This is a genomic window from Dyadobacter subterraneus, from assembly GCF_015221875.1.
GTDB lineage: Bacteria > Bacteroidota > Bacteroidia > Cytophagales > Spirosomataceae > Dyadobacter > Dyadobacter subterraneus.
The window spans coordinates 1,502,072-1,514,456 of the sequence record NZ_JACYGY010000002.1; the positions used below are offsets into that span (position 1 = coordinate 1,502,072).

A 12,385-nucleotide genomic window follows, 5' to 3' on the forward strand; every position below is an offset into this window, starting at 1 on the left:
TCTTGATTTATGATTTAGGGGAAGTTGCTCCTTCATTTTCAGTAGGAAGTTTGTTGTACCAGGTTTTCCAAAGTATGACAACGCAGACTGCAAGTACCGCCGCTGTAATTCCTGTTTGCAGAGGCATCATCAGCACCGCAAAAACCGGTAAGGCGGTGATAGAAGTTTGTCCGATAACACCAATGACGACATTGAACATATCCCTTTTGAAATTTTTGTTCGGACTGAATGTTGGGTCATCCATTATGACCTCGTCACGAATTGGTCCCCAGAATCCCCATGGTTTTACATTTTTGTAAAACTTTTTCAAAACTTCGGTATCTGTTGCTGGTGTCATAAGTGAGCCGACGACAGAACCTATGGCGGATAAAACGAGAATAATCGGGAAGTAAAAAAGCGGGACTGTGTCGGTGAAAATGTATGGCAAGATCATTGCCGACAAAATTCCGGCAAACATTCCCCAGAAAAACCCGTTGCTGTTGAATCTCCACCAATGCCATTTCAAAACATTTGAAGCAATGTATCCGCCATAAAGTGCAGACACGATCCATTGTAAAATACTGTTGACATCTTTGGCGAAAAAACCAAGTGAAATACTGATAGCAACCACGACGATTCCCGTCAGGTAATTCATTTTGGTGATTTGCTTATTTGTCGCGTTTGGGTTGAAAGATTTAAGGTAAATATCATTCACCATATAGGCCTGCGCAGCGTTGAAAGTCCCGGCGAATGTTCCCATAAATGCACCCATCAAACCAACCAGAACCAAACCTAAAAGTCCTGATGGGATGTATGCGTTTAAGACAGCCGGTAAAATCCGTTCGAAATCCTGTCCGTTTGGAGAGGCGATATTGAGGTCTTTGTAATAAAGCAAACCTAAAATTGTGATTCCGATGATCAGTAAATAACGTGTTGGCAGTAAAACCACATTCACGATCATGCTCATAAGCGCAGCTTCCCGAGGGGATTTTGTTGAAAGGATTTTCTGCATATCATAGTTGGGCGCAGGTCCGGCCAGACTCGAAAGTATTCCTTTGGCGGTCATCAAAGCGAAGAAGTAACCAAATGGAGAAAAACCGTCTGCGGAGATTTTCTCATTTACTTCATCGATATAACCTGTCCAGTCGAGATTTAAATCTTTTCCAAAAAACAGATCAGCCCAGCCGTTGGGAACGGGCAAACTTCCATGTGCGGCCAAAGCGTTCATCGCAATAATCGCGATGGCAAAAGAGACGAAAACCATGATCACATAATGGATCAGATCCGCCCAGACAATACTTTTCATTCCCCCTAAAAGAGAATAAAAAACAGTGAATAAAGTAAAAATGATACCATAGGTATGCGCTACATATGCTGGTGCAAGTGTAAACGGAACATATGGCTGAACCAGCGGCCAGGGAATGAATATTTCTATAAATTTTCCCAATCCAATAAACCCGTAAGCCATAAACCCGAGGCAGCTTAACAAGGCAAAAGCAATGATGATTTTGTGAGAAAGCTGCGCGTCTGCTTTGTTTCCAAAACGTGTCAGCATCCATTCTGCACCTGTCGAAACATTCGATCTACGCAGCCAGACGGACAAATAAACCATCAGGAAAATCTGGTTGAAAACCGGCCACAGCCAGGGAAGCCAGATACTTTTAACCCCATAAACAAACATGATCGCAACCATCCAGGCAGTTCCGGAAATATCAAACATTCCGGAGGCGTTGGAAACGCCGAGCATCCAGTAGGGCATGGATTTTCCACCAAGCAAATAATCGTTTTTACTTCGTTCAGCCTGCTTTTTGAGGACGAGTCCTATGACGGTTACCAGCACTAAATAAGATACTATAACCAGGAAATCGACGAGTTGAATTTTCATTTAAGAATGGGTTAAAAATGAGCGCTGATTATTTCCTGGCAGGATTTCCATACAAATTTTCACTGGCGACTTTTTTCTCCAGTAAAATATTTCCCGATTGCTGTAATTTTTTAAAATCTTCTGCCGTATCATTTCCTTCAAAAGGAGCGTAGTAATGATCCGGACGGCCGTTGCGCCAGACCAAAACATAACTTAATCCGGAGTTTTCAAGAATTGGCTGAAGAACGTGCGTCCACCAGTTGGGTTCGGTTAATTGTTCCAGTCCGGTTTCGGTTATAGCGAAAGGTTTTCCGCTGATCTTTCCTAAATCGCGGATTGTTCCGGTCATTCTTTTGGCGTTAGAAATAAAAGCAGAATCGCTTGCAGGAGGATTTCTGTGATAAGTATCAAAACCTAGAATATCAACGAAACTGTCGCCCGGATAGCGTTCAAGATAATGTTCTTTATTTTTAAAATTATCGGTTGAATAAGCAATCAGCAGGTTATGTACCTTTTTTGTTTTTTGAAGATAAGCAACCGTAAACTGCCAGAATTGTTTGTATTCTTCCGGTGTGCAATGGTCGGCTCCCCACCAGAACCAACTTCCGGTATGTTCATGATATGGACGGAAAATAACCGGGATTGCTTCGCCTTTGGAATCTTTTAGACTTAGGAAAAAAGTGGCCAGTTTGTCCAGCGTTTTTTCAAAATTCTTCTTGTTTGTTTGATCAGATAAAATTTTCCTGATGGTGAAATCAGCTTTGTCCCAGGCTGTTTTTGAAAAATTAAGGGGATTATTTGGATGCCAGCTTATAGTATTAACTCCGCCACGTTCGTAATTTTTTCTAATGTCTTCTTTAATTCTTTTAAAAGGAACGCCGTCCAGATTATTTGCACTATCCAATTCAAGATGTCCTAAATCATAACCGACCAATGCCGGATGTTCACCGGAAACTGTTTTTACATCTGACCTTCCTTCATCTCCGATCCAACGACTTTTGTCCGCATTCAAACCATAAGCCAATGCATCCTGCTGACCAAATATTACGCCTTTGGAAGCACTTGTTTTAAGTCCAGAATAAAGATTTTTCGTGGCCTGTGTTGCACTTTTATCAATTTGCGCGGTTGAAAAGCCGGAAGCAAAAAAAATAATTCCAATGACCAGAAAGAATGAAAGTAAAGATTTAGTAAAGGGCATGATAGTAAAATTTCGTGTAGCGTTTGTGTCAGAAATGATTTTTGAGTTTGTATTAATGAATGTAGAACAATTTTGTTTTTAGAAGTATAAATTAAGGGAAGATATTCATGGCGTTTTTAATATTGAGGTATTTTGCTCCTTAGGAATATCCGGTTTACAGCAAGCTTTAATAATTTTTATTTAAAAAACTCCGTAGGAATCGCCTATATTCTTACTTGGAAATAGGCAACTCTTACGGAGTCAGTATTAATTTGAAACTTACGTTTCTATCAAAATTCGCTAATAATCAATACGATTAGTAACCAGGATTTTGTTGCAGTCCCCAGGTTTGCACTTCGTTCAATGGAATCGGTAAAACAGGAATCGGGTTTACAGTACCAGCGATAGAATGTGCCTGAGCTCTCGTTTTGATATCGCCCGTAAGTGAATTAATATAAGTTCCTGTACGGATCTGATCCCACAAACGCAGTGATTCCATACCCAATTCAACACGGCGTTCATGCAAGATAGCATCAATTAATGCTTGTCCCGTAACTGAACTTGTAATATCAGGCAAAGCCGTAGCTGGAATATTGGTTGGATCATAAGTTGAGCCACCCACAGTAGATCCCAACGGCAAAGTTGATTTACGCGCTCTTGCACGGATTTCGTTGATTGCGGCACGGGCAACAGTTTCATTTCCGGTTCTTGCAGCGGCTTCGGCTTTCATCAGCAATACTTCTGCATAACGCATTCTGCGGATATTCTGGCCAGATGCAGATGCCTGCGCAGGTTGTACGATTGCAGCTTTGCGGTTCAAATATCCGGTTGAATTTTCAGCAGGGTAAGCGATTGTTTGTTTTACACCAAACAAAATGTCTCCGTTTCCATAAACAGTCATGGCTTTTCTCGGATCGTTTGCTTCATAAGCGCTAACCAGATTTGCAGTTGGATTGTTGAAACCCCATCCCCAAGTTGCACGATTGTTCTGGATTACGTTGTTGGTAACACCCGTTTTGATCGGTCCCCAGGTTTGTCCGGATTCTTTCGCCTGGATTTCGAAAATGGATTCGATATTATTTTCACTGACTTCATCAAATATCGCAGCGAAATTTGCGGTCAGGCCATATTGACCTGAGGTAGAAACTGCATTAGTCAAATCATAAACCTGCTGCCACGTATGATTGTTGGTATTATCCATACCCATTTGATACATGATTGCACGGGCAAGGTAACCGCGGGCAGCACCTTTTGTAACGCGACCAAGATCTGCGGCTGCGTAACCACTTTTTTCTGGTAATAAAGTAATCGCCTTGTTCAGATCTGCTTCAATAAAAGCATAGGTTTCAGGTAAAGTTGAACGCTTGGTCGTTGAATACTCAGAAGTTTTTACGGGCTCTGAAAACAAAGGCATGCCGCCAAATAATCTAACCAGATAGAAATAATAGTAAGCGCGGAAGAAATGTGCTTCACCGGCAATTCTGTTTTTCAGAGAAGTACTGATCGGTGCCGCTTCGATATTTTTCAAAACCCAGTTGGCGCGGTAAATCCCAATCCAAAGGTTACCCCATACCCCTGAAACCGGTGTATTGGTGGCAAGTGCTCTCCATTCTTTCAGGTTTTGAATATCCAAAAAGTCACTGGGCGTACTTCCTTTTTCAGCATCGTCCGACATTACATCGCCCCACATCCATTCATAATTATGCGGAAGATAATTGCCAAGTCCGTCCGATCCTTCGTCATAAGAAGAAACATCATACACGGCATTGATGGCAAGAATTGAATTGGTGGAATCAGAGAAATAGTTGGTGTCGGTTTCACGTCCCAACGGGTCTTTATCCAAAAAGTCGCTACAACCTTGTAACAGCATGAAAGCGGTTATCAAAAGTGCGGGAAAACTATATTTTTTCATGTTTTGTAGGAATTAGCTTTTAGCGATCAGCTGTTGTCTGTTGACCAAAAACTGAATTGTTTAATTTTTTAAAAGTTTATGTTAAGTCCGATTCTGCCTACCCGAGGTTGCGGATATGCGCCAAGGTCAACACCAAAATTCAGCGGGTTGTTGTTGAATTCACCAATTTCAGGATCCATTCCTTTGTATTTTGTGAAAGTCAACAAGTTGTCGGCAGCTACATAAACCCGGACACTGCTGATATGCAATTTGTCAAGTAATCCTTTTGGTAAAGTGTAACCAAGCGTAAGATTACGGAAACGAACATAATTTCCATTGCTCACAAAACGATCGCTAAACTGGTCGTTGTTATTTGGGTTCAGCTGCGTCATACGAGGCTGATCTGTTTGTGTATTTTCAGGCGTCCAGCGATCCATGCGGCTTGATACAGAATTGAACATTCCGTTTGCATTGTTCATCCAGTTACCCAAACCATTCACCAGTTGTACGCCTGTTACACCTTGCAGGAAAAAACTCAAATCAAAACCTTTGTAGCCAAAATTTGCATTGAAACCGAAAGAAAGATTTGGTGTTGCGCTTCCAAGATAGGTACGGTCATTGTTGTCAATTACACCGTCGTTGTTGGTATCTACAAACTTAACATCGCCTGGTTTTGCATTTGGCTGAATCGCTGTACCATTTTTCGAGTAAGCTTCAAGATCTGCCTGTGTTCTGAAAATTCCGTCTGTTTTAAGACCGTAAAAAACTGCGATTTCGCGACCAACTTCTGTACGTGTTGTTTGTCCAAGACCAGTGATATCTCCACCGGCAATCGGCTCTCCGCCACCAAGGTTTGTAACTTTATTTACAATTTTGGTAACGTTGAAACCAACGTCATAGGTGAAGCTTTTGATGTGGTTTTTATAACCAATGGCCAATTCGATACCTTTATTGTTCATACTTCCGGCGTTTACATACGGAGGCCCAACACCTGCAAATACAGGAATTGGCACACGAACAATCATGTTTTTCGTGTCTTTAATAAAATAATCAGCAGTTAAAGTAAGGCGATTATTGAAGAAACCTGCATCCAGACCAAAGTTTGAACTCGTAGTTGTTTCCCATTTCAAATCCGGATTACTGGCTGTTGTTGGTGCAAAACCCTGCACTGCATTGTCTCCAAAAACATACATATTGTTACCGGTAACTGTTGTTGCATAACCATAATTGGCTGCACTGTTCTGGTTACCAACTTGTCCCCAGCCGGCACGAAGTTTCAACTGCGTGATAGCAGGAATGCTTTTGATGAAAGGTTCTTCGGCAAGGTTATAACCTGCTGCAAAAGACGGGAAAGTCCCCCAGCGATTTGCCGGTAAAAAACGAGAAGAACCATCACGACGAAGGGTTGCTGTTAAAAGAAAACGTTCGTCAAAGTTGTAGTTCAAACGACCAAAATACGACTGTAAAGATTCGTCTGACTGTGTTGCTTCTACTAAATAATCCGTCCCTTTTGTTGCTGATAAATACCACTGAGATTTGTCATTGGGCACATCAAGAACGGTCAGGAACATATCGCTGTATGTCGTACGTTGAAGTTCAAAACCAGCCATGGCAGTGAAGCTGTGTTTGCCAATTGTTTTTGCGTAAGTCAAATAGTTTGTCCAAACCCAGCCCAATTGCTCACCTCTTCCTTCACGCAAACTGCTATGTTGGCGCTGATCGTCATTTGCCAGATAGTATTGCGGCAAATATCTTTTGGCGTGCGTCGTTTTCCAGTTCACACCAAATTGTGTGCGGAAATTCAAACCCGGGATGATTTTTGCATCCAGGAAGAAATTAGAATTTACCAGCGTTTCGTAAGCTTTGTTGTTTTTTGTTTCGTCAACAATACGCAACGGGTTGTATGCTCCTCCTTCCGGTACTGGGCGCGTTCCATAGAAATTGGTGACAGGATCCCATGCCTTAGCTAATGGAGAAGTTGTCAATGCACTGGTTAATATACCACCATATTGACCACCACTGTACTGCGTTTTATCCGTATTGGCGTAAGCAGCAGAAAGTCCGCCGTCAAGCCATTTTGTAAGATAAAAGTCATTGTTGAAACGTAAGAAAAACTTTTTAAGAGGTGAGTTTTTAACAATTCCGTCTTGTCCAAAATAAGTACCAGTAACGCTGTAACGATGTTTATCATTTCCACCCATTACATTCAGGCTGTAATTTTGAACAACACCGGTTTGCAATACTTCATCCTGCCAGTTTGTTCCTTTATCCGTTCCTTGCTTGAAACCGTTTAAAGTCTGGTAAAGTGCTTCATTGGTTGGAAGTACCGTACCGTCATTGGTATATGATTCAAGGCGCAATGTTGCATACTGACTTGCGTCAAGTACATCCACTTTATTCCACGCTTTCTGTACACCGGCGTAGGTTGAAAAAGAGATTTTTGGTTCTCCGCTTTTTCCTCTGTTCGTAGTGATCAGGATAACACCATTTGATCCGCGCGAACCGTAAATTGCAGTAGCAGAAGCATCTTTCAAAATTTCCATAGACGCAATATCTCCCGGTGCTAAAAAGCTGATATCACTTGTTTGAAAACCATCCACAACGTACAAAGGATCACTATTATTGATCGTTCCGACACCACGTATACGTACCCGTACAGCGGCACCAGGTTCTCCCGACTGACTAACGATATTAACACCAGGAACACGTCCCTGGATTGCCTGCAAAGGATTTGATGTAGCGATTTTAGTAATTGCTTCTGCTTTTACAGAGGCTACTGCACCCGTAATATCACTTTTCTTGGTCGTACCATAACCTACAACCACCACTTCATCAAGTGCGCGTTCATCCGAAAGCATTTTAATAGCAAAACTTGTTTTGCCACCAATTTCAACTTCCAGGGATTTCATTCCAACTGAACTTAAAACCAGTGTTTTTGCATCTGCCGGAATTCCCAAGGTGAATTTCCCATCTACATCCGTCGTTGTACCAATCGTTGTACCTTTCACTACCACGCCCACGCCTGGTAATCCTTCTCCTTTTTCATCTGAGACCGTCCCGGTTATATTCTGGTTCTGAGCCATTGCCATCAGGCAGGTTCCCAAAAACAAAGAGACGATCATAAGTAATCTTTTAAACATGCTTATGATTCGTTAGTTGGATTATAATTTTTAATACAAATTACTAGACTTTTTTGATCTGCAATATAGTACTATTTTATCCAATTATAGAAGTCATAAAACTTGTTCCTGTAAAATTGCTACTTAAAAATCACAATATGTATTGATATTGTATTATTTTAATGATGAAAATAGTATTATAATTAGTTATTGTGTAGTTAAATAAAAAGTAACCACTAAATAATTTGATATAATACTATTACGTCATTTCTGACTAAATATTTCAACTTATGAATTGTAATAATTCAAGTATTGTGAGATGTGAAAGAAATTATTTCTATTGCAGATGTTTCAGATTGTAAGGGTTTTAAGTTTAAAGCTGACACTTTCGTCTTTTGCAATCCCTTGTAATAAAAGTAGTTTTTGAAGATTCGTACAGCAATAGTTGTATTTGATTTGAATTTTGAGAGTGGAGAAAAATTACCTTGCGTCCAACAATTGGAAAAGAGAAGAAAATGACCCAGGCAGAATGTTGGAGCATGGGAGTAAAAAAAATGGATGACATTGCTGCCATCCATCGAAATGATTTTATTGATTTATTTGAAAACTAGACTTTCAAAGTCCAGCCGAATATGTCTTCTGTTTTTCCTGTACGGATTTCAGTAAGATAATCTTTCACTTTATTTACAAAAGAATCTTCTTTCAACTCAGGAAGAGCGTAATCCACACCTTCGTAAGCGATTGTTGCAAAAGGAGAAACCACAACGGCAGTCCCGGCACCAAATGCAGATTCCAAACGATTTTCTTTCAGCGCTTCAATAATCTCTTTTACTGAAATTCTGCGTTCTTCAACCGGAATTCCCCATTGATGCGCAATGGCAACAATACTTTTACGGGTAATTCCGTCAAGTGTTGTGTCAGAAACAAATGGCGTTACCAGTTTTCCGTCCATAACAAACATCACGTTCATCGTTCCGGATTCTTCGATGTAAGCGTGTTCACGTGCATCCGTCCAGATCAACTGATCATAACCTTCTTCCTGAGCAAGTTTTGCAGGATAAAGTGAACCGGCATAGTTACCAGCACATTTTGTTCCGCCAACTCCACCTTCGGCAGCACGGATAAAATGTGTCTCAACTTTAACACGCGGAGGTTTCGCATAATACGTTCCAACCGGACATGTAAAGATGATAAATGTATAAGTATCAGATGGTTTCACACCAATATAAGCGTCAGTTGAGAACATGTAAGGACGGATATATAATGAGCAGCCATCTTGTGAAGGAACCCAGGCAGCATCCAGACGCAGCAATTCTGTAAGCCCACCCATGAAAACTTCCTCAGGAATAGTTGGCATACACAGGCGTTCCGCAGATTTGTTGAAACGTTTCCAGTTATCAATTGCACGGAAAAGAAGTGTGTCGCCTTCTTCGCTTTTGTAGGCTTTCATACCTTCAAAAATTGCTTGTCCGTAATGTAAAGCAGCTGTTGCAGGACTAAGTGAAAGATCGCCGTAAGGGACGATGCGTGTATTTTGCCACTGGCCATCGCGGTAATCGGCAATGAACATATGGTCGGCGATGTTCCGGCCAAAAACAAGATTGTTAAAATCAACCTCCTGCAAACGTGATTTATCCGTTTGCTTAATCTCTATTTGCAATGTGTCGGCAGTCATAAGCCCTAAATTTATGCTGTAAATTAAGTAGTTCCCAGGATTTGTATTAGTCCCGCAATTTAAGGAATTTATACTAACAAAACGAAGATATTTAGTATAACAATTAATTTTTTGGGGCAACTCTTGGTTTCCACGTAACTTCCTCAATTCCGAGCTCAAAAGTCATGGCCCGGCATAGCATAAAAAGGTAATCAGAGAGCCGGTTAAGGTATTTTACAACACTATCTTCCACTTCTTCCTGCGTTTGTAAATGAATAACGCCACGTTCGGCCCGGCGACAAACGGTACGTGCAACATGGCCGAATGATACGGACTGATGACCGCCTGGAAGTACAAATGCTCGTAACGCAGGAACGACCGCATCAATTTTATCCATTTCATTTTCAAGAAGTTTGATGTCTTCTTCTGATAAATCCGGCAGGATTTTCTTCGTTTGCTCGGGCTCAGAAGCCAGATGTGAACCCATTGTAAATAATCTGTCCTGAATTTCTTTTAACAGATCACGACGATTTTCATTGACAGGCTGGTCGCGAAGCAAACCTATATAGCTGTTTAATTCATCCACTGTGCCATATGCTTCAATACGGATATGTGCCTTGCTAAGTCTGGTGCCGCCAATTAGAGAAGTTGTGCCTTTATCGCCGGTTTTGGTATATATTTTCATTTTAGAAGAATTTGAGACAAATAATTTCGGTGCGCCACACCTTTTCCAGGATTGGAACCTGCTAAAACTACTACAATTATTAAGCCGCTCTGCGGCTTTTTGCCTGGAAATACATCTGAGATCAAAAGTTGAGGAGATTAATAAATTCATATACTCTCACAGTGATTAGGTTTTGGAAAGTCTCCAACCTAATTTTGCACCCGAATTTATGGCGAAAATAGAAAAGATAAGGAGGATTGTTATTTCATGAAAATTGGAACATTTAGTATAAAAGTATGGCGTTGGTTCTCAATGCTTTTTGTAATTGGTTCATTGATGTGGACTTATTCCGTTTTCCCTGAGCAGGTTGCGGTGGATTTTGCGGCATCGGGTTTGGCCGAAATTTATGTCAACAAGGAGCATTTGTTCTATATTGTTATGGGTTTCTTTGTCCTGAATAATGTGATTATTTCGGCTTTTGCAAAACAAATTCCTAAAATTGAAGCTTCCCATTTCCCTATTCCTAATAGAAAAATTTGGTCGCAGCCACAGTATCGGCCATTATTGAATGAGCATTTGATAAACTGGCTTTACTGCATCGTTGCTGGTATTAATACCGTTATTGGATTTAGTCTTTTGGCATTGGCTACCATTAATAGCAACCAGTTTAAGTTAAGCGTCTTTGACTTTGTGTGGGTTTCCTATTTGGGCCTTGCGTTATTGTTGCTGATTTTCCTTTTTCCGTTACGTTTCCTGAAAACACCAACGCCGGAGGAAGAAGATACCTACTAAGATCAGATGGAAAATAATTGGCTGGAAAAAGCGGAATCGCTTCGGATAGAATCATTTGATTATGATTTGCCCGACGAGCGAATTGCGCGTTATCCATTAAATCCCCGCGACAGTTCGAAGCTTTTGGTTTATGATAAAGGAGAAATTCAGCATCAGAAATTTACTGATTTAGTTGAAAACCTGTCTGAAAACACGCTTTTGGTTTTTAATGATACCAAAGTAATTCCTGCCCGCGCGTACTTCCAGAAAGAAACGGGTGCTACCATTGAAATCCTTCTATTACATCCGGAATTACCGACGAGAATTATTAATGACGCCATGCTCGTTCGTGATTCCTGTGCTTGGGAATGTATGATCGGGAATAAAAAGCGCTTTAAACTGACAGATATTCTTTCTACCGACTTAATCGTGAATGGAATACTTGTGAAGCTTCGGGTTGCGTATCATGATTACGAAAAAAATCTTGTAAAACTTTGGTGGGATCAGGATATTGAGTTTCTGGATATTGTGCAGGCATTAGGTGAAATTCCTTTGCCACCTTATTTGAAAAGAGATACGGAGGAAGGAGATAAGCAAACCTATCAAACCGTATATGCACGCCAGAACGGAGCCGTTGCAGCGCCAACAGCCGGACTTCATTTTACTGAAAATGTTTTCAAAAATTTAGCTGAAAAGGGAATTCGTCGCTCATTTCTTACGCTGCATGTGGGTGCCGGAACATTTCAACCTATAAAAGCAAACTCGGTAACAGAGCATAAGATGCATTCCGAGCAGGTTGTATATTCCCGTCAGTTAATTGACGAGCTGCTTAAAAATACGGAATCCATTGTTCCTGTGGGCACAACTTCTCTGCGTTCTCTGGAAAGTTTGTACTGGTTTGGCGTGAAATTATTCCGTGCTGAAACAACCGTTTTTAACATTGAAAAACTATATCCCTATCCTTTTTCTGCTGACGAACTTCCATCCGCTTATGAATCGCTAACGGCGATTGCAAAGTATATGGATTCGGAGAATCTGGATGAAATTGTTGGCGAAACTGAGATATTTATTTTTCCTGGCTATAAGTTTCGTTTATGTAAAGGTTTGGTAACCAATTATCACCAGCCGGGCTCAACATTAATTTTATTGGTTGCAGCTTTGGTAGGAGAGGATTGGCAGCGGATATATAAGGAGGCAATGGATAATGGGTATCGGTTTTTGAGTTATGGGGATAGTTCGCTCTTGTGGCGGAGGGAATGATGACTT

General features: G+C 40.9%; 8 protein-coding genes. 2 read left to right on the forward strand and 6 right to left on the reverse strand.

Going from position 1 to position 12,385, the window contains the following annotated elements; translation table 11 throughout:
• Positions 1-7: 7 nt before the first annotated feature.
• The 6 genes from IEE83_RS31875 to IEE83_RS31900 form a co-directional block, all read right to left on the reverse strand.
• Positions 8-1,864, reverse strand: coding sequence for a sodium:solute symporter family protein (locus IEE83_RS31875; RefSeq protein ID WP_194124741.1), 1,857 nt, complete (start codon positions 1,862-1,864; stop codon positions 8-10).
• 28 nt (positions 1,865-1,892) lie between these two features.
• Complete coding sequence (locus tag IEE83_RS31880; protein WP_194124742.1) at positions 1,893-3,041, reverse strand: glycoside hydrolase family 26 protein; 1,149 nt, start codon at positions 3,039-3,041, stop codon at positions 1,893-1,895.
• 295 nt (positions 3,042-3,336) lie between these two features.
• On the reverse strand, positions 3,337-4,932 hold the full coding sequence (locus IEE83_RS31885; protein ID WP_194124743.1) for a RagB/SusD family nutrient uptake outer membrane protein: 1,596 nt from the start codon (positions 4,930-4,932) through the stop codon (positions 3,337-3,339).
• Positions 4,933-5,000: 68 nt separating this feature from the next.
• Complete coding sequence (locus tag IEE83_RS31890; protein ID WP_194124744.1) at positions 5,001-8,051, reverse strand: SusC/RagA family TonB-linked outer membrane protein; 3,051 nt, start codon at positions 8,049-8,051, stop codon at positions 5,001-5,003.
• Between the two features lie 586 nt (positions 8,052-8,637).
• Positions 8,638-9,705, reverse strand: coding sequence for a branched-chain amino acid aminotransferase (locus IEE83_RS31895; protein ID WP_194124745.1), 1,068 nt, complete (start codon positions 9,703-9,705; stop codon positions 8,638-8,640).
• Positions 9,706-9,808: 103 nt separating this feature from the next.
• Positions 9,809-10,369 carry a cob(I)yrinic acid a,c-diamide adenosyltransferase gene (locus IEE83_RS31900; protein WP_194124746.1) on the reverse strand — a complete coding sequence of 187 codons (561 nt, stop codon included), beginning with the start codon at positions 10,367-10,369 and terminating at the stop codon, positions 9,809-9,811.
• A gap of 246 nt (positions 10,370-10,615) precedes the next feature.
• On the opposite strand from IEE83_RS31900, the gene IEE83_RS31905 reads away from it, so the two are divergent.
• Both IEE83_RS31905 and IEE83_RS31910 read left to right on the forward strand, forming a co-directional pair.
• Positions 10,616-11,140 carry a hypothetical protein gene (locus tag IEE83_RS31905; RefSeq protein ID WP_194124747.1) on the forward strand — a complete coding sequence of 175 codons (525 nt, stop codon included), beginning with the start codon at positions 10,616-10,618 and terminating at the stop codon, positions 11,138-11,140.
• A 6-nt stretch (positions 11,141-11,146) separates the two neighbouring features.
• Positions 11,147-12,379 (forward strand): S-adenosylmethionine:tRNA ribosyltransferase-isomerase, encoded by a 1,233-nt coding sequence (locus IEE83_RS31910; protein ID WP_194124748.1) that lies wholly within the window; start codon positions 11,147-11,149, stop codon positions 12,377-12,379.
• Positions 12,380-12,385: the final 6 nt, after the last annotated feature.

Excerpts from the sequence above, each read along its gene's own strand:
- IEE83_RS31880 (WP_194124742.1), bottom strand. The coding sequence starts at position 3,041 with ATGCCCTTTACTAAATCTTTACTTTCATTCTTTCTGGTCATTGGAATT.
- IEE83_RS31895 (WP_194124745.1), bottom strand. The coding sequence starts at position 9,705 with ATGACTGCCGACACATTGCAAATAGAGATTAAGCAAACGGATAAATCA.
- IEE83_RS31905 (WP_194124747.1), top strand. The coding sequence starts at position 10,616 with ATGAAAATTGGAACATTTAGTATAAAAGTATGGCGTTGGTTCTCAATG.
- IEE83_RS31910 (WP_194124748.1), top strand. The coding sequence starts at position 11,147 with ATGGAAAATAATTGGCTGGAAAAAGCGGAATCGCTTCGGATAGAATCA.
- IEE83_RS31885 (WP_194124743.1), bottom strand. The coding sequence starts at position 4,932 with ATGAAAAAATATAGTTTTCCCGCACTTTTGATAACCGCTTTCATGCTG.
- IEE83_RS31890 (WP_194124744.1), bottom strand. The coding sequence starts at position 8,051 with ATGTTTAAAAGATTACTTATGATCGTCTCTTTGTTTTTGGGAACCTGC.
- IEE83_RS31900 (WP_194124746.1), bottom strand. The coding sequence starts at position 10,369 with ATGAAAATATATACCAAAACCGGCGATAAAGGCACAACTTCTCTAATT.
- IEE83_RS31875 (WP_194124741.1), bottom strand. The coding sequence starts at position 1,864 with ATGAAAATTCAACTCGTCGATTTCCTGGTTATAGTATCTTATTTAGTG.